Here is a 17,185-nt window from a genome sequence, read left to right as displayed (position 1 = left end):
GTCGCTACGAAGACGCTCTCATAACGAACAGGGCCGGCTACCGCTTGCAAGTGGGGTCTCGACGTACCACTCCGGGTTTTCGTAACGGCTATCATACGACCCGAACAGCGTTTCGTATGGCCGGTCTGCCGTCCCGCCGCTGGCTCGTTCGGGGGCTGCTCGGGGTCGTCGTGCTCTCGTTGGTGCTCCTCAGCGGCGTGCTGACGCTCTCGTACGACGAACCGACGCTCAAACGCGGCGTCACGAGCACCACGCCCGACAGCGAGACGGTCATCTCCAGCCAGGGCTGGCACGCCCAGGGGATGTCACTGCCGAACCGTCCCGCGCGGCTCGTCTCGGTCGACGAGAACGGATCGGTGAACTGGACCCACGACGGCCTCAACGACCGGACGAACTGGTTCTACGACGTCGATCCATTACCGAACGGCAACCTGCTCGTCGTCAACCCCGTCCGGGGGACGACCGTCGTCTACGAGTTCGACCCCGATAATCGGGAGCGGGTCTGGACCGAGCGATTCGACAGTCCGGACATCCACGACGTCGATCTGATCGACGGCGACGAGTTGCTCGTCGCGGGCATCAACTACGATACCGGCTCGACGAGCAACGACAGCGTGTTCGTCTACAACCGGACGACCGAGACCGTGACGTGGGAGTGGCAGTTCAAGAACCACTACCCGGCGAGCGCCGACGACGGGATCGAGACGAAGGACTGGACGCACGTCAACGACGTCGACGAGTTCCGGGAGGGCGAGTTCCTCGTCTCGGTACGCAACATGGACCAGGTCATCGCCGTGAATCGCTCGACGAAGGAGATCGACCTGCGTCTCGGCAGCGACGACGATCACTCGACCATGTTCGAGCAGCACAACCCGTCCTATCTCGACGGCGCGAACGGTACACCGACGATACTGGTGGCCGATTCCGAGAACGATCGGATCGTCGAGTACGCGCGCACGGGCGGCCCACCCGGCGACGGAAGCTGGGAGCGCACGTGGACGCTTTCGGGTGGGCTGAACTGGCCGCGTGACGCTGATCGCCTCCCCAACGGCAACACGCTCGTCGTCGATTCGATGAACCATCGGGTGATCGAGGTCACGCCCGACGGCGAGATCGTCTGGGAGATGCACGCGCCCTGGGCGACCTACGACGCCGAGCGGGTGGCCCACGGCGACGAACCGAACGGACCGACGATCCGCGAGCAGAACGCCACCGGAGCCGTCACTCTCCACGGCGGGAGTCGCGAGACGATGCTGCCCTCGGTACCGGCCGTCGTGGACGGCGTGGTGTCCGCGACACCGCTCCCGGGCGAACTCACCGAGCTCGCCGTGCGCTGGAAACACGTCGCGCCGTGGCTCAAACCGACGTGGCTGCCGACCTGGGCCTTCACGGTTCTCGGCGTGGGTCTGCTCGTCTCGCTCGGCTGGGCGATCGGCGAGGGCGTCTATCAGCGCCGGCGCATCCGTCGACGGCTCGTGCGGGCGGTCGGCGGCGTTCGGGATACGTTGGAAGGCAGCCAGTAACACCGTTCGATCGGGGAACACGCCATCTCACTCGAACGTTGGCGTGATCGACTCGCCGGCATCCTCGAAGTGCTCGGCCGTAATGGACACCTCGTCGGCGTGTGCGGTGGCGTCGTCGGGGCTGTACTCGCCGGCGACCTCGCGGATGGCGGCCATCGAGGCCGCTCGGCAGAGCGCTTCGATGTCGGCTCCGGAGTATCCCTCCGCGTCGGCGGCCAGTCGATCGAGATCGACGTCCTCGGCGACGGGTTTGTCGTCGGTGTGGACGGCGAAGATCGCCCTGCGGGCGGCCTCGTCGGGGGCTGGTACCTCGATGTGCGTTTCGATGCGGCCCGGCCGGAGGAGTGCGGGATCGATGGCGTCCATCCTGTTGGTCGCGGCGAGTACCATCAGGTTCGGATTCTCGGCCAGTCCGTCGATCTCGGTCAGGAGCTGGGAGACGACCCGTTCCGTTACCTCGTGGGTTTCGCCGCGCCCGCCCGCGACGGCGTCGATCTCGTCGAAGAAGACGATCGCCGGGGCGGCCTGCCGGGCGCGGGCGAACACCTCTCGGATGGCCTTCTCGCTCTCGCCGACGTACCGATCGAGCAGTTCTGGCCCCGCCACGGAGATGAAGTTCACGTCGCTCTCGCCGGCGAGCGCGCGGGCGAGCAGCGTCTTCCCCGTTCCGGGCGGCCCGTGGAGGAGCACGCCCGCCGGCGGGTCGGTCGCGGTCGCCTCGAACAGCGCGCTGTAGGATAACGGCCACTCGACGGCCTCGGTGAGCGTGGCCTTCGCGTCGTCGAGCCCACCGACGTCGTCGAAGCCCGCGTTCGGGTTCTCGGCGACGTACTCGCGCATCGCCGAGGGATCGACGGCCGCCATCGCCGTCTCGAAGTCCGCGCGAGTGACGGCGAGCGAATCGCGCTCGGTGCGGTGTCTGAGTGCCGCCATCGCCGCCTCGACGGCGAGCGATTCGAGATCCGCGCCGACGAACCCGTGTGTGCGGGCGGCCAGCCGATCGAGATCGACGTCCTCGGCCAGCGGCATCGAGCGGGTGTGGACGTCAAGAACCTCCCGCCGGCCCGCCTCGCCGGGCGCGCCGATCTCGATCTCGCGGTCGAACCGTCCACCCCGGCGGAGCGCGGGATCGATCGCGTCCACCCGGTTCGTCGCGCCGATGACGACGACCTGTCCCCTGTTCTCCAGGCCGTCCATGAGGGTGAGCAGCTGGGCGACGACGCGGGTCTCCATGTCGGCGTCGTCGCCGCGCGCGCTCGCGATCGAGTCGATTTCGTCGATGAACACGACCGAGGGCGCGTTTTCCTCGGCTCGATCGAACGCCTCGCGGAGCTTCTCTTCGGACTCGCCCTTGTACTTCGAGACGATCTCCGGGCCCGAGATCGTCGTGAAGAAGGCGTCGACCTCGCCGGCGACCGCCCGCGCGATCAGCGTCTTCCCCGTTCCCGGTGGTCCGTAGAGCAGCACACCGGAAGGTGGCTCGATGCCGAGCTCCTGGAACAGTTCGGGCTCCGAGAGCGGGAGTTCGATCATCTCACGGACCTGATCGAGTTCGTCGTCGAGTCCACCGATGTCCTCGTAGGTGACTCGGGCCGAGCCCTCGCTCGCGTCGGCCGTCCCCGCCGTCGACGTCGCCTCGACCGTGGTCGTCGTGGTCGTCGTGTCCGTTTCGAGCTCGGCCCCACCGCGAAGCGCGATCGTCGTCTCGTTCGTGACGCGGACGGTCCCCTCGGGCGTGGTCGACTCGATCGCGAGCGGTGCCGGCCCGAGCCGTTCGATGCGCAGCTGCTCGCCGGCCTTGATCGGGCGATCGAGCAGCGCGCGTGTGACGAGTGCGGTGAGGTCGTCGTCCGCATCGAGGGTTTCGGGGACGTCGACGGTCACGCGCGTTGCCTCGGCGACCGAGACGGGCGAGACGGTCACGGAGTCGCCGACGGTCACACCCGCGTTCGTCCGCGTATCGGCGTCGATACGGACTCGATCCCCGGCGAGGTCGCCGCTCGCGGGCCAGACCTTCGCCACCGTGGCGCGCTCGCCCTCGACGACGACCGTGTCGCCGCTCAGCACGCCAAGCGTGTGTCGGGCTGTCTCCGGCAGGCGTGCGACGCCCCGGCCCGCATCCCGCTTCTGTGCACCTTCGACCGTCAGTTCGACGCCGTCGACGTCCCCACCGGCCATACTCGGACTGGCGGACCGACAGCCTTCAGCGTTCCCACTGGGGACAACACCTTTGGTCGTCGGTGGTCCACGTCTGGTATGGTGGTCGAAACCGAACGTGACGGGACCACGTGGCACGAGTGCGAACACTGCGGGCTCATGTTCGACGACGACCAGGAGGCCGCACAGCACGAGGAGACCTGTGACGCCGAGGACCCGAGCTATCTCCAGTGATCGCTAGTCGCTAATCGCCACCGATATCCGACGACTGCTCGCCGGACGGTCCCGCCGCCGGCACCGCGTCCGCCCACTCGACGTCGACGGCGACCTCGTTCGTCCGGAGGAAAGGCGGGGTGGACGGATCGTTGTATCCGAGACTGAACGGTTCGCCGACGGGCTCGACGTCGCTGTCGTCGAGCGAATCCAGGAGCTTCGACGCCTGCCGGCGCGTCCGCCAGTCCGGTCGCCACCACGAGAAACGCCGTGTCGCCACCGATCGCGGCGGTTCGACCGCGAGCGATACCTGTGAGTCCGTCGGCCGCGGCGCGGTGTTCGGCGTGTAGTTCGCGGGCAAATAGAATCCCATCCGAACGCCGTCGTCGTCCGTATCGGTGCGGACGGGAGCCGTCATCGACACCGATTCCGAATCGCTGCCGTTCTCCGTTCGGACGGGCGCGGTCATCTCGATTTCCTCGCCCACCTCTTCGTCCTCAGCAGTGTTCTCGTCAGTTCGTACGGGAGCCGTCATCGAGACGTCCGAGCGGGACTCGTTCGCGCCCTGGATGTAGTCGAACAGCCGTCCGAACGCCTCGCGCGTCGAATCGCCGGTGGTTTCGACGCGGACGAGTTCGGGATAACGCCTGATCTCGGTCCGGTCGTCGATCGTCCGTTCGACGGTGTAGTCGACCCGTTCGGCCGATCGCGTGCGCAGCACCCCGAAGGCGCTCCAGACCGCGAGTGCGCTCCCGGCCGTCACCGCACCGATCGCTCCGAGCCGTGCTCGATTCATGGACAGACGAGACGGTGACGACTGAAGGCTGTGTCGCTCGTTCCGGTTCGACGATTCTTCCCCTTCCTTTCCCCATATCCCACCGCTTTCCCACCACGGACGGAACGGACAGCTACGGCCGTTCGTAGTCGGGATCGAACAGCTGTGCCGAGAGTGGGGTCGGATCGCCCTCGGTACAGTTGTAGCGCTCGAAGTCGGTGACGCCGGCTTCGCGGAGCACGTCCTCGTCGTAGACGGCGTTGCCGGTGAACTCCTCGTCGCGGTCGAGCAGTTCGAGCACGGTGTCGGCGACGATGGCCGGCGAGCGCCAGTCGTCCTCCGTTCCCATGCCGAAGTAGCGCGTCGCGCGCGTGTCGATGGCCGTCACGGGCCAGAAACTGTTGGCCGAGATCCCCGTTCCGCGGAGTTCACTCGCGAGCGAGAGCGTCACGAACGTCATCCCCATCTTCGACCACGCGTAGGCCGCCTCGCCGGGTGCGCGATCCATCTTCACCGGGGGCGCGTTCGTCAGGATCCGTCCGCCACCGATCTCCTTGAGATGGGGGATGAACGCCCGAGAAGTGAGGTAGGTCCCGCGGATGTTCACGTCGGTCAGCAGATCGAACCGGTTGGCCGGCAGTTCCTCGACGGAGGCCATCTGGATGGCGCTCGCGTTGTTGATCACGATGTCGACCTCACCGAAGACGTCGATCGCCTCGGCGGCGGCCGCCTCGACCTGCTCCTCGTCGCGCAGGTTCAGCTGGATGGCGTGTGCGTCGACGCCGTGCTCCTCGCATTCGGCGGCGGTCTCGTGGATCGTCCCGTCGAGATCGCTATCGCTGTCGTCGACGGTCTTGCCCGTCGAGACGACGTTGCAGCCGGCCTCGGCGAGTGCGAGCGCGATCCGCTTGCCGATGCCCCGCGTCGTGCCGGTGATGAACGCCGTGTGACCGCTCAGATCCGGAGTCGCCAGTGCCATGCGCTGGGTCTGTGGGGGTCTCCCATAACATTGGCTATGGGCGATCGTTCGTGACAGTTCCCAAAGCCAGCTCGACGCTTATGGTTCCCGCTGGCGGAGGAGGGGGCATGGAACTCGAACGGTTCTCGCTCGACGGGAAGGTCGCGCTCGTGACGGGTGCCAGCCGCGGCATCGGCGAGGAGATCGCCGTCGCGATGGCCGATGCCGGGGCGAGGGTGGTCGCGCTCGCGCGCTCCGAGGACGATCTCGAAACGACCGTCGAGCGCATCGAAGCAGCTGGAGGAGATGCCATCGCCTGCACGGCGGACGTGACCGAGGACGCCCACGCCGAGGCGGCGTTCGACCGTGCCGAGGACGCGTTCGGTTCTGTCGACGTGCTCGTGAACAACGCCGGCACGAACCCGTACTTCGGCGATGCTCGGGAGCTCGCGATCGAAACCTGGGAGGAGATCATGGACGTGAACGCGACCGGAGCCTTCCGCTGTGCACGCGAGTTCGCCCGCCGCGTCGACGGGCGCGACGGCGAGGGCAGCGTCGTGAACGTCGCCAGCGTCGGTGGGGTCGTCGGGCTCCCTCACCAGGTTCCCTACACGGCCTCGAAACACGCGCTGGTCGGCATGACGCGAACCCTCGCCGTCGAATGGGCACCCGCCATCCGCGTCAACGCGATTGCCCCAGGCTACGTGAAGACCGAATTCACCGCTGGCGTCAGGGGGAACGACTCGGTCCACGAGGAGTTGCTCGCCGAGATCCCGCAGGATCGGTTCGCCGATCCCGAGGAGATCGCCGGCGCGGCGGTCTATCTCGCGGGCCCGGCGGCCTCGTACGCGACCGGCGAGATCCACGTCGTCGACGGCGGCTACGCGGCCCACTGAGCACTCCACCTCGGTAGGCCTTTGTGCGGCGGTCCCGAACCATTGTTGATGACACGAGCAAGCGTCGTGGGTGCCGACATGACGACGTTCGGCGTCCACGAGAGCACGCTGTCGGAGCTGTTTGCCGAGGCGGCGCTCGGCGCGTACGACGACGCCGGGGTCGAGCCGGACGAGATCGACGCGCTCTACTTCGGCAACGCGATGGGCGGCCAGACCGAAAACGACACGCATCTCGCCCCGGCGGTCGCCTCCCAGATCGGTCTCGCGGGCGTGCCCTGCCAGCGCTACGAGGACGCGTGTGCGACCTCCGCGAACGCCTTCAAGAACGCCGTCGAGGCCGTCGAAGCGGGCATCCACGACACAGTACTGGTGGGTGGCGTCGAGCGCTGCACGCCCGAAACGGGACTCGGCACCGGCGAGATGACGCGCATCTTCGCCTCCGCCTCGGATCGCCACTACGAACAGCCGACAGGTCTGACTTTTCCGGGCGTGTTCGCGCTACTCACCAAGCGCCACATGCACGAACACGGCACGACCGAGGAGCAGCTCGCCCACGTCGCCGTCAAGAACCACAAAAACGGGACTCGCAACCCGAACGCCCACTTCGGCAAGGAGACGACCGTCGAGGAGGTGCTCGACTCGCCGATCGTCGCCGATCCGTTCCATCTGATGGACTGCTGTCCGTTCTCCGACGGCGCGAGCGCCGTGATCGTCACGAACGACGACCGCGCCGACTCGTTCGATAAACCTGTGGACGTGAGCGGTGTCGGCCACGCGACGGACGTCGTCCCACTGAGCGCGAAACCCGTCCCGCACGCGACGCAGGCCGCCCGCGACGCCGCCGCGCAGGCCTACGAGCAGGCCGGGACGAGTGCTGACGAGATGGCCTTCGCCGAGGTCCACGACTGCTTCACGGGGGCCGAGGTGATGGCGAGCGAGGCCATCGGCTTCTTCGAGGACGGCGAGGGCGGTCCCGCGGCCGCAGAGGGCCGCACAGAAATGGATGGCGACCGACCGATCAACCCCTCGGGTGGGCTGAAGGCGAAGGGCCATCCGATCGGCGCTACTGGGACTGCGCAGATCGTCGAACTCACCGAACAGCTCCGGGGCGATGCTGACGAGCGCCAAATCGACAGCGCGGAGAAGGCCGTGGCACACAACCTGGGTGGCGACGCCGCGACAACCGTCGTCTCAGTCATGGAGGTGCGCGGATGAGCCTTACCCACGACGACTGGACAGCAGCACTCGAAGACGGCGATTTGTTGGGAGTGCGCTGTGGCGACTGCGGCGCGACCTATGGCACGCCGTTCGCGGTCTGTAACGACTGTGGTGGCCGCAATCTGGAGACGACCGAACTCCCCGAAGAGGGCGAGGTCTATTCGGAAACGACGGTGCAGGTGCCGCCGACGAGCTTCGAAGGTCCCTATCAGGTTGGAACTGTGCAACTCGACGGCGCGCGCGTGACCGCCCGACTGGAGGGCGACGTCGAGATCGGCGATCACGTGGTCTTCGACGGCGCTATCGACGAGTCGGGGGAGATCGCACCGGTCTTTCGCGTCGAGTAGTCCTGAAAAAACGAGTTCGGAGACGGACCGCGCTACAGGTTCATGTTGATCGTCTTGGTCTGTGAGTAGTGGTCGAGGGTCTCCTCAGCCTGCTCGCGGCCGATGCCCGACTGTTTGAACCCGCCAAAGGGCTGACCGGCCGGGAAGTCGTTGTACTGGTTGACCCAGATGTTGCCCGCCTCGATGTCCCGGGCCGCACGATTGGCCTTCGAGAGATCGTTCGTGATGAGCCCCGCCGCGAGCCCGTACTCGACGTCGTTGGCCCGTTCGATCATCTCGTCGTAGTCCGACCACGCGAAGACCTCCTCCACAGGACCGAATATCTCCTCCTGCACGGGTTCGGAATCGTGGTCGATCTCGTCGATCACCGTGGGGACGACGAAACAGCCGTCGGCGAGCGCGTCGTCTTCGGGTTGGCCACCGCCGGTGACGATCCGTGCGCCGTCCTCCCTGGCCTGGTCGACGTACGAGAGCGTGCGCTCGACCTGCTCCTCGGAGACCTTGGGGCCCAATCGGGTGTCCTTCGAGAGCGGATCACCCATCTGGAGCCCCTCGGCGCTCTCGACGAACGCGTCCATGAACTCCTCGTAGATCTCCTCGTGGACGAACAGGCGTGTGCCGGCGGTGCAGCACTCGCCGGTGTTGTAGAACATGGCGAGCATCATGACGCGGACGGCCTGCTGGATATCGGCGTCGGGAAAGACGACGACGGGGCTCTTCCCGCCGAGTTCGAGGGTGACGTCCGCGACGTTCTCCGCGGCGGCCTTCATGACTTCCTTGCCGACCGCGGTCGATCCCGTGAAGGAGACCTTGCGCACGTCGGAGTGGCCCGTGAGCGGCGCGCCAGCCTCCTCGCCGTAGCCCGTCACGACGTTGACGACGCCATCGGGCAGCACGTCGTCGATCTCCTCCATGACCCGCAGTATCGACAGCGGGGTCTGTTCGGCGGGTTTGAGAACCACGCAGTTGCCGGCGGCCAGCGCCGGCGCGAGCTTCCAAGAGGCGATCAGCAGCGGGAAGTTCCAGGGCACGACCGCACCGATCACGCCGTACGGCTCGCGAAGCGTCTGGATCGACTGCCCGCTCCCCGAAGGGATCGTCTCGCCGCCGTGCGTGCGGGCTGCGCCCGCGAAGTAACGGAACTGGTCGGCGACGAGCGCGACGTCGGCGCGTGCCTCGCGAATCGGTTTGCCGTTGTCGAGCGTCTCGATCCGCGCGATTTCGCTGCGGTTCTCCTCGATGCGATCGGCGATCTCGGTGAGCAAGCGCTGGCGTTTCGTTCCATCCGTGTCGGCCCACTCGCTCTCGTAGGCCTCCCACCCCGCCTCGACTGCGCGATCTACGTCGTCGCCGTTGCCGGCCTGTGCCTCCGCGAGCACCTCGCCCGTGGTGGGATCGCGCGTCTCGAAGGTCTCGCCCGAGGCGCTTTCGACCCATTCGCCGCCGATGTAGTGGTCGTACGAGTCGGCGAGCAGCTCCTCGCGCGCCTCGCGGTGGCGTTCCTTGATCTCGTCGCGGCTCTCGTCGATCTGCTGTGTTTCTGAAGACATCGTAGTGAGTGATTATTCGAACTTCTCGAACGGTTGGTTGCAGTCGTGACAGTAGTGCATCGACCGACAGAGCGATGGTCCTTTCGGATGCTCGCGCTCGGTGTTCGTCGACGCGCAGTACGGGCATTCGGTCCGCTCGTCCTTGCCGGTGGTGTCGACGCTCGGATCGCTAAACCTGTTCATCAGATGCTCAACCCGAACTCTCGGAGGTCGTCTTTGCCCTGTTCGGTGACCATCTCGACGGTCCACTCGGGCGACCAGACGAGCCGGAGTTCGGCATCGTCGACACCCTCGACCGCCGCGACCCGCTTGCGAACGGTCTCCTGAAGCATGTCGCGCGCGGGACACCCGGTGTATGTCAGGGTCATGTCGACCCGCGCGTGGCCGTCATCGATTGCGACGCCGTAGATCAGCCCCAGATCGACGATGGAGATGGGCATCTCGGGGTCATCGATATCGTAGAGGGTGTCCCAGACCGCGCGCTCGATGCCGGTACTTCCCACGCCGGTCGCGGGCAGTTCTTCGACCGACTCGCCCGATTCGTAGTCGGTGTACGCGCAGTATTTGGCGTCCGGATCGAGCTCGGGGTCGACACCTGACTCGCTACTCATCGTCGGGGTCCTCCATCAGCCGTGCCGCGTGATCGCGGCCGAGTTCGTCGTAGGTGTTCGTGATCTCGTCGTAGTGGGTCGCCCAGTGATCGGTGTGATCGCCACCCCGCCCGACGTGATCGGGCAGTTCGTCGGTCGACACTCGTCCGTCTTCATCAGTCGCGGGCGCACGAGCGTCGATCCCGATCTCGGTCAGCATCCCGGTGACGGTCTCGATCCACTCGGCGCGCATCGCCGACGGCGAGCGCGTACGGATTCCGAGATCGTCGATGGCCGCGTCTTCTTCCGTTTCCTCGAACAGCGTCAGCGCGTAGGGGAACAGCCTATCGACCGCCTCCTGTACGCGCTCGCGACCCTCGTCACCACCGACGAGTCGGCGCAGCCAGTTCTCGGCGTGCTCACGGTGATACCCCTCCTCGCCAACGATCTTGCCGACGCGATCGCGGATGCGCGGGTACGACGACTCTTCGAGCGCCTCCAGTCTGAGATGCTCGGCCTCGTCGTAGAAGTAGCTCCGCACGATGGCGTCGGCCCAGTCACCCTCCGCGAACGGAAGCTCGCAGAGCGTGCTGTGCCGGAACGTTTCGGGGTCGCGCTCCCAGATGAGCTCCGGCTCGGTGTGGCCGAAGTCCTCCAGCAGGTCGTACCAGAGCCGTGCGTGGCCGAGTTCGTCCTGCGCGATGTTGGCGATCGCGATGTCGGATTCGACGGTTGGCGCACGCACCTGCCAGTCGGTGTAGCGGTCGGCGATGACGAACTCGTCGTCGGCCAGCCGGTAGAGCAGGCTTTCGACGGCCGCGCGCTCGCGGTCGTCGAGATCGTTCGGCCCGGAGAGGCTCTCGGTGGCCGCCATCAGCGCCGCCCCCGTTCCTTCTCGGCGTCGGCCTGTTCGCTCTCGGAGTCGGCAACCTCCTCGGCGGCGGCCGTGATGTTGTACTGGGTCGCCCAGCGGTAGCCCTTGTCCGTGGTGCCGCCGAAGGTCGCGCCATCCTCGTTCACCTCACCGATCTCCTGCTGTGGCGTGACCCAGATGCTGTGGGTCGGCTTGCGCCGGCCGTGCTGGATCTGAGCGAACATGAGCGCCATCTCACGATCCGGCGCGTGGACGTTCCCGCAGTGGGTGTGGTACTTGCCAGCTCCCTCCTGTCGGAACACTTCCCAGATCATCTGTTGGCCCTCATCTCAGTCGGCCGCCTGCGGCGCGTGGCCGCTCGCCGTGGTTTCGTACTCGTCGAGCGTCTCGCGAACCCACTCGACCGCGTCGTGGGCGCGCTTGCGCGAGTCGATCTGTCCCCGTCCGGGATCGTACTCGTTTTTGGCGATCTGGAAGAACTCCTCCCAGTCGAGTTCGTCCTCGGCGACCCGATAGTTGCCGTCCTCGTCCTGCTCGATCGTCGGCGTATCCGGGATCTCGAGCCCGTACTTCTCGGCTTTCGGGAGATACTGGTTGAGGAACGACTGCCGGAGCTCGTCGTTGGTCATCTGCTTCAGCCCGACCTCGGCGGAGAAATCGTGATGGGTCGAGTCGTCGTCCGTGGGCCCGAAGAACTGGATGATGCGCGGCCACCAGGTCTCGAAGGCGTCCTGCACCATCTCCTGTTCCTTTTTCGACCCGGTAGCGAGCTCCTTCAGGATGGACTCGCCGTGTTTGATGTGAAATCCCTCCTCGAAGACGACCTTGTCCATCGCGTGGGCGTACGGCTCCCAGCTCGTTCGCTTGAGCGTCGCCTGCCGGCGCATCGCCGCACCGTCGACGAAGAAGGCGATCATCGGCGTCTCGACCCACGACTCCATCGGATAGTGGAAACAGTTGAGGAACTTGCCCTCCCCGTTGGCGAGCTCGTTGAGCATCTGCTCGCGCGTCTTGATCCCCAGCGACTCGGCCGCCCGATACAACAGCTGGCCGTGGCCGAGCTCGTCCTGGGTCTTCGCCGAGTAGGCCAGCTTGCGATCCAGACTCGGCGCTTCGCGGATGAACGGCCGTTCGAGATACGCGCCCATGATCTCCGAGTTCGCGTGGAACTGGATCATCCGCGTCGCAGCCTCACGATACTCCCGCGGCATGTCGTCGTCCGGGCTGAACTGGCGCGGCCCGGCGCGCTCTTTCACTGTGTCGAGATCCATTGGTACACACCCACATCGTCGTTCTATCATCATAGACCTTCACACGTCCATGAACGGGGTTTATACGTTCGCGGCGACGACGACGGTCGTGATAGACGAGTGTCTCGTCGTCGAGTTCCGCGTGCACGACGACGACTGCCCGCTGGCCGACGCCACGCGCGCGGCGGGCATCGAGATCGACGCTCAGCCGCCACAGCTGCGCGCCGACGGGTATGCCTTATTGAGTTTCACCGCCCCCGAATCCGAACGGTTCGCGACGGCGCTCGACGCGGACGACCGCATCCGCTATCTCCATCTCGCCAGAGTCGACGGCCGACAGAACGGTCGCTGTCTCTCGAAACAGCCCTGTGTGGTCCACGACCTCGTGAGCGCGGGCCTCATCGTCGAATCGCTGCGCTATCGCGAGGGCAGCGCGACCGTCACCGGTGCGGTCGTCGGCCACGACGTGCTCAGGGGCGTACTGGACACCGCCGGCGAGACCGTCGGCGTCGCGCTCGAACGCGCCTACCCGCTCCAGACCGACGACGAGGGGGCGATCGCGACGCGCTGGAACGTGACTCCCAGACAGGAAGAGGCGCTCAGGGCGGCCGTCGAACGTGGCTACTTCACCGTTCCGCGGGGCGCGACCGCCGCGGAGGTCGCCGACGATCTCGACATCTCGAAATCGGCGTTCATCGAGCGCCTCCACCGCGGCCAGCACGCACTGTTCTCGCAGCTGTTCGCCTGATCAGCGGTGATCGAACACCCGCTTCACCTTCCCGACCTCTGTGCGCTCGATCGTCCCGGGTTCGACCACGTCGATACCGTCGGGCGAGACGTCGAGCTCCTCGCCGAGTCGCTCCTCGATCGTCGCACGGAGCTCCGCCGGGGTGGTCGCGGAGCGTTCGTGTGGTTCGACGGTGATCTCCATCGTGTCGAGGCTGTCCTCGCGACGGAGATCGATCCGGTAGTGGGGTGCGACGTCGTCGATACCGACCATGACTGCCTCGATCTGGCTCGCGTAGACGTTGACACCGCGAACGATGAGTAGGTCGTCGGTCCGACCGGTGACGTTGCCCATCCGCCGTTCGACGCGGCCACAGTCGCACTCGTCCTCGTAGAGCCGCGTGATATCGCCCGTGCGATAGCGGAGTATCGGCTGCGCCTCCTTCGTGAGCGTCGTCAACACCAGTTCGCCCGTCTCGCCCGGTGGGAGGGTCTCACCGGTGTCGGGATCGACGATCTCGGGGTAGAACTGGTCTTCCCAGACGTGGAGGCCGTCCTGTGCTTCGGCACACTCGATCGCCACGCCCGGACCGACGATCTCCGAGAGCCCGTAGATGTCGATCGCGGTGACGTCGAGGGCCGCCTCGATCTCCTCGCGCATCGGATCGGTGAACGGCTCCGCGCCGATGACCACGGTCTCGAAGGGGAGCTCGCGCGGGTCGAGGCCGCGTTCTTCGGCGCAGTCGGCGAGATAGAGACAGTACGAGGGCGTACACGCGAGCGCGTCGCTCCCGAGGTCCTGAGCCATCGTGAGCTGACGGGCCGTGTCCCCGCCGCCCATCGGGACGACCGTCGCACCGAGGCGCTCGGTGCCGTCGTGGAGGCCGAGGCCGCCGGTGAAGAGGCCGTAACCGTAGGCGTTCTGCACCGTATCACCCGGTTCGACCCCGGCGGCGGCGAGCGATCGTGCCACGACCGCTGCCCAGCGCTCCAGATCCCCGTCGGTGTAGCCGACGATCTTCGGCTTACCGGTCGTCCCCGACGAGGCGTGGATCCGGTTGATCTCGCCGTCGTCGACCGCGAACAGTCCGTCGGGATATTCCTCGCGAAAGGCCGTCTTGGTCGTCACCGGTAGTGTTCCGATATCGTCGATGCCGTCGATGTCGTCGGGCGAAACTCCGTGTTCGTCGAGCCGATCGCGGTAGAACGGGACGTTCTCGTAGGCGTTCGCGACGGTCTCGACGAGGCGTTCGTCCTGTCGGTCGGCGAGTTCCGAACGACTTAGCTCGGGTTCGATGGGCACCGTCATCGCCGATCGACCGTCCATCGCCACGTTCGCCCGTCGTGCGTGGTCGCCCCCTCCCCCGTGACAGGAAATAACATACCAACCGGTGTCGGCGTGAGCGGATATAGATTTCCCCGCACATGGGGCGGGTTTATCACTGTCGACCGCGGTGCGCAAGTTTCAAACACTACGTGGGCGAACGGCGCACAACGCGCGACGCACGCAGCGATTCGTCGAACTCCCGATCCGTGGTGGGTCCGTTTGCTATGGCTGAGCGCCGCGCGAGTGACCACCATGAGAGAGCTGCTATCGACGCGACTCGGAACCGATCGGTCGCCGACGGTGCTCGTCATCTTCGCGAGCACGCTCGTCAGCGTGATGGGCGTCTCGCTCATCAGCCCAGCGCTCCCGACGATCCAGGCGGCGTGGAACGTCTCGACAAGCCAGGCGAGCCTACTCATCTCGGCGTTCACCTTCCCCGGCATCGTCCTCACTCCCTTCGTCGGACTCGTCTCCGACCGGATCGGGCGCAAGAGCGTACTCGTTCCCTCACTGTTCCTGTTCGGCATCAGCGGGCTCGCGATCGTCTTCGTCGGCGACTTCACGACCGTCCTCGCCCTCCGGATCGTTCAGGGCACCGCCGGCAGCGCCATCATGAGCCTTACCGTCACCCTGCTCGGTGACATCTTCACCGGCGAGCAGCGCAGCCGGTTCATCGGGCTGAATGCCGCGATCCTCGCGATCGGCGCGGCCGGCTACCCCCTGATCGGCGGTGGGCTCGCGCTTATTTCCTGGACTGTGCCGTTCGTCTGCTTCGCGCTGGCCGTCTTCGTCGCGATCGCCGGCTCGGCGATCCTGCCCGAACCCGAGGGCGAATCCGAATCGGGCGGGCTCTCCTATTTCCTCGAAGCGGCACGGGCGATCCCGACACGGACGGCACTCGTGCTCTACACGGCGATCTTCGGCATCTTCGTCATCCTCTATGGCGCACAGCTCACGGTCGTCCCGTTCGTGCTCGACGACGCCTACGGACTCTCCTCGGGCACGATCGGCCTCCTGCTCGGACTGCCGGCGGTGGCGATGGGAATAATCTCCTCACAGTCCTCGCGACTGCTCGGCTATCTCTCGCCGCTCCGGCTCATCGCGCTCGGCTTCCTCACCTACGGAGTGGGTCTCAGCGTCGCCGCACTCACCGACTCCATCCTCGTACTCGCCGGCGCGCTGTTCCTGTTCTGTCTCTTATACACATCTCTGAGCGGGCTNGGCATCATGAGCATCCGGACGAGCATCCTCCAGTTGGGCACGACCGTCGGCCCGCCGCTGTTCGTCTCCGGTGCCTCGATCGTCGGCTACAGCGAGACGCTGCTCGTCGCTGGCGTGACCGCCTTCGTCGTCGGCGTCGCCGGCATCGGCTATCTCGCGCTGTTCGGTGGCGAACGAACGACGAACCTATAGAGCGGCCGAAAACGACCGTCCTTCCGCGATCGTAAAAACCGAATTCGACGGGTCGGGTTACTCGTAGACCCAGGTCGAGGCGTCGCGATCCCAGTCGAGGAGTTCCTCGTCGTCGAAGAAGAGGTCGATCTCGCGTTCGTTCGCGCCCTCGTCCTCGTGATCCGAGCCGTGGATCAGGTTGTGGCCGAGATCGTTGCCGAGGTCGCCCCGGATCGTTCCGGGAGCGGCCTCGCGCGCGTCGGTCGCACCCATCAGTCGGCGGACCTGTCGGGTGGCGTCGTCGCCCTCCCAGACCATCGCGAAGACCGGCCCGGAAGTGATGAACTCGACGAGCCCGTCGAAGAACGGCTTGTCCTCGTGTTCGCCGTAGTGTTCGTGGGCGAGCTCCTCGTCGATCCGCATGAACTTGCCCGCGACCAGCTTCAGTCCCTTACCTTCGAGCCGGGAGACGATCTCGCCGATCAGCCCCCGCTGGACGGCGTCGGGTTTGGCCATCACGAAGGTTCGTTCGTCGTGTTCGCTCACGCGAGACACCCCATGTCGAGCGTGAGGTTGTCAGTCGCAGCCGGCGAGTGGAACGAGCCGGAACGTCTGACTGAACTCACAGGTCGTCCTCGTCGTCGGTCTCGCGGGTCGTCTCCTCGCCGACGTTCGCCTCGGCCTCGCTCTCGTCGACATCGGACACGTCCTGGTCCTCCTCGATGTCGGGGTCCGAGCCGCCGGCGCTCCGGCCTTCGACCTCGTCGAGTTCGTCGGTGTCGGCCGCGGCGTCGTCATCGACACGCTCGTCGGTTGCGGCCGCGGGCTCACCAGAGCGCGAACCGGCGTCGCCGGCCGCTGCCGCGACCGCCTCGGCCTCGCTCTCGCCCGGAACGGTGTCCATCTCGTCGGCGACGGTCTCGTCGCTCTCGCTCGGCGGTTCGGCGGCGACCTGTTCGGCCTCGTCGGGCGTCCCCGCCTGACTATCGGTGCTGCGCCGCCCCTCGGCGGTCCATTCGAGATTGCGGGCAGCACGACCGAGATCGGCGTTGTTCTCGCATTTCGACGAGCAGTAGTGGATGACCTCGCCGTCGACGCGGACGAACATCGTCCCAGTGCCGGGTTCGATCTCCGACCCGCAGTAGTCGCACGACCGCGTGTCGACCATCAGCGACCTCCTATCGAGTCGGCCTCGCGGGCGGTCTCCCTCAGCTGGAGCACGTCGCCCTCGCGAACCGGACCGAGACAGTTGCGCGTGATGATCCGTCCTCTGTTCTCGCCTTCCTGGATCCGACAGTTGACCTGCATCGCCTCGCCGTGCATCCCGGTCTTGCCGACGACCTCGATGACTTCGGCGGGCGTGGAGTCAGTTCCTTCGGCGCTCATCGT

At 66.3% G+C, this 17,185-nt stretch carries 20 protein-coding genes; 7 read left to right on the top strand and 13 right to left on the bottom strand.

Annotated elements, in window-relative coordinates; translation table 11 throughout:
- Positions 1-116: 116 nt before the first annotated feature.
- Entirely contained in the window at positions 117-1,523 is a 1,407-nt protein-coding gene (locus tag C451_RS17095) for an aryl-sulfate sulfotransferase (RefSeq protein ID WP_007742509.1), read from the top strand.
- Between the two features lie 27 nt (positions 1,524-1,550).
- Here C451_RS17095 and C451_RS17090 read toward each other — a convergent pair whose 3' ends face one another.
- A complete protein-coding gene (locus C451_RS17090; RefSeq protein WP_007742508.1) occupies positions 1,551-3,701 on the bottom strand; it encodes a CDC48 family AAA ATPase in 2,151 nt (716 codons plus the stop codon).
- A 78-nt stretch (positions 3,702-3,779) separates the two neighbouring features.
- On the opposite strand from C451_RS17090, the gene C451_RS24125 reads away from it, so the two are divergent.
- Positions 3,780-3,914, top strand: coding sequence for a DUF7128 family protein (locus C451_RS24125; protein ID WP_007742507.1), 135 nt, complete (start codon positions 3,780-3,782; stop codon positions 3,912-3,914).
- Positions 3,915-3,924: 10 nt separating this feature from the next.
- Here the strand turns inward: C451_RS24125 and C451_RS17080 are convergent, their stop codons facing one another.
- Both C451_RS17080 and C451_RS17075 read right to left on the bottom strand, forming a co-directional pair.
- Positions 3,925-4,689 (bottom strand): SOUL family heme-binding protein, encoded by a 765-nt coding sequence (locus tag C451_RS17080; RefSeq protein WP_007742506.1) that lies wholly within the window; start codon positions 4,687-4,689, stop codon positions 3,925-3,927.
- Between the two features lie 112 nt (positions 4,690-4,801).
- A complete protein-coding gene (locus C451_RS17075) occupies positions 4,802-5,647 on the bottom strand; it encodes an SDR family oxidoreductase (protein ID WP_007742505.1) in 846 nt (281 codons plus the stop codon).
- 107 nt (positions 5,648-5,754) lie between these two features.
- Here C451_RS17075 and C451_RS17070 point away from each other — a divergent pair, with 107 nt between their 5' ends.
- Genes C451_RS17070 through C451_RS17060 form a run of 3 tightly spaced genes read left to right on the top strand, consistent with a single transcriptional unit; the run spans position 5,755 to position 8,087 of the window.
- Positions 5,755-6,522 carry an SDR family NAD(P)-dependent oxidoreductase gene (locus C451_RS17070; RefSeq protein ID WP_007742503.1) on the top strand — a complete coding sequence of 256 codons (768 nt, stop codon included), beginning with the start codon at positions 5,755-5,757 and terminating at the stop codon, positions 6,520-6,522.
- Positions 6,523-6,570: 48 nt separating this feature from the next.
- Complete coding sequence (locus C451_RS17065) at positions 6,571-7,737, top strand: thiolase C-terminal domain-containing protein (RefSeq protein ID WP_080503558.1); 1,167 nt, start codon at positions 6,571-6,573, stop codon at positions 7,735-7,737.
- Positions 7,734-8,087 (top strand): Zn-ribbon domain-containing OB-fold protein, encoded by a 354-nt coding sequence (locus tag C451_RS17060; protein WP_007742500.1) that lies wholly within the window; start codon positions 7,734-7,736, stop codon positions 8,085-8,087. The genes C451_RS17065 and C451_RS17060 overlap by 4 nt, the downstream gene beginning before the upstream one ends.
- Positions 8,088-8,119: 32 nt before the next feature.
- Here C451_RS17060 and C451_RS17055 read toward each other — a convergent pair whose 3' ends face one another.
- From C451_RS17055 to paaA, 6 genes are read right to left on the bottom strand one after another with little or no spacing between them, the layout of a single operon-like run.
- Entirely contained in the window at positions 8,120-9,637 is a 1,518-nt protein-coding gene (locus tag C451_RS17055) for an aldehyde dehydrogenase family protein (protein ID WP_007742498.1), read from the bottom strand.
- Positions 9,638-9,649: 12 nt separating this feature from the next.
- Positions 9,650-9,820, bottom strand: coding sequence for a 1,2-phenylacetyl-CoA epoxidase subunit PaaE (gene paaE, locus C451_RS23000; protein ID WP_007742497.1), 171 nt, complete (start codon positions 9,818-9,820; stop codon positions 9,650-9,652).
- On the bottom strand, positions 9,820-10,248 hold the full coding sequence (gene paaD / locus C451_RS17050) for a 1,2-phenylacetyl-CoA epoxidase subunit PaaD (protein ID WP_007742496.1): 429 nt from the start codon (positions 10,246-10,248) through the stop codon (positions 9,820-9,822). The genes paaE and paaD overlap by 1 nt, the downstream gene beginning before the upstream one ends.
- The gene (paaC, locus tag C451_RS17045; RefSeq protein ID WP_007742495.1) at positions 10,241-11,101 is read right to left on the bottom strand and encodes a 1,2-phenylacetyl-CoA epoxidase subunit PaaC; all 861 of its coding nucleotides are present in this window, start codon (positions 11,099-11,101) and stop codon (positions 10,241-10,243) included. Before paaC ends, paaD begins: the two co-directional genes overlap by 8 nt.
- Positions 11,101-11,415, bottom strand: coding sequence for a 1,2-phenylacetyl-CoA epoxidase subunit PaaB (paaB, locus tag C451_RS17040; protein ID WP_007742494.1), 315 nt, complete (start codon positions 11,413-11,415; stop codon positions 11,101-11,103). Before paaB ends, paaC begins: the two co-directional genes overlap by 1 nt.
- 15 nt (positions 11,416-11,430) lie before the next feature.
- Complete coding sequence (gene paaA, locus C451_RS17035) at positions 11,431-12,372, bottom strand: 1,2-phenylacetyl-CoA epoxidase subunit PaaA (RefSeq protein ID WP_007742492.1); 942 nt, start codon at positions 12,370-12,372, stop codon at positions 11,431-11,433.
- Between the two features lie 88 nt (positions 12,373-12,460).
- On the opposite strand from paaA, the gene C451_RS17030 reads away from it, so the two are divergent.
- Complete coding sequence (locus C451_RS17030) at positions 12,461-13,099, top strand: helix-turn-helix domain-containing protein (protein WP_049913201.1); 639 nt, start codon at positions 12,461-12,463, stop codon at positions 13,097-13,099.
- Here the strand turns inward: C451_RS17030 and paaK are convergent, their stop codons facing one another.
- Positions 13,100-14,386 carry a phenylacetate--CoA ligase PaaK gene (gene paaK / locus C451_RS17025; protein ID WP_049913200.1) on the bottom strand — a complete coding sequence of 429 codons (1,287 nt, stop codon included), beginning with the start codon at positions 14,384-14,386 and terminating at the stop codon, positions 13,100-13,102.
- Positions 14,387-14,656: 270 nt separating this feature from the next.
- On the opposite strand from paaK, the gene C451_RS17020 reads away from it, so the two are divergent.
- Complete coding sequence (locus C451_RS17020) at positions 14,657-15,817, top strand: MFS transporter (RefSeq protein ID WP_007742486.1); 1,161 nt, start codon at positions 14,657-14,659, stop codon at positions 15,815-15,817.
- 57 nt (positions 15,818-15,874) lie between these two features.
- On the opposite strand, the gene ndk is transcribed toward C451_RS17020, so the two are convergent.
- From ndk to C451_RS17005, 3 genes are all read right to left on the bottom strand, one after another.
- Positions 15,875-16,342: a nucleoside-diphosphate kinase gene (gene ndk / locus C451_RS17015; protein WP_007742482.1), complete on the bottom strand. Its 468-nt coding sequence runs from the start codon at positions 16,340-16,342 to the stop codon at positions 15,875-15,877.
- A 76-nt stretch (positions 16,343-16,418) separates the two neighbouring features.
- Positions 16,419-16,964 carry a 50S ribosomal protein L24e gene (locus C451_RS17010; protein WP_007742480.1) on the bottom strand — a complete coding sequence of 182 codons (546 nt, stop codon included), beginning with the start codon at positions 16,962-16,964 and terminating at the stop codon, positions 16,419-16,421.
- A complete protein-coding gene (locus tag C451_RS17005; protein WP_004054950.1) occupies positions 16,964-17,182 on the bottom strand; it encodes a 30S ribosomal protein S28e in 219 nt (72 codons plus the stop codon). Before C451_RS17005 ends, C451_RS17010 begins: the two co-directional genes overlap by 1 nt.
- Positions 17,183-17,185: the final 3 nt, after the last annotated feature.

The organism is Halococcus thailandensis JCM 13552 (assembly GCF_000336715.1).
GTDB classification, from domain to species: Archaea; Halobacteriota; Halobacteria; order Halobacteriales; family Halococcaceae; genus Halococcus; species Halococcus thailandensis.
Note: the sequence above shows the minus strand (reverse complement) of the source record. Positions and strands in the feature narration are given on the sequence as shown.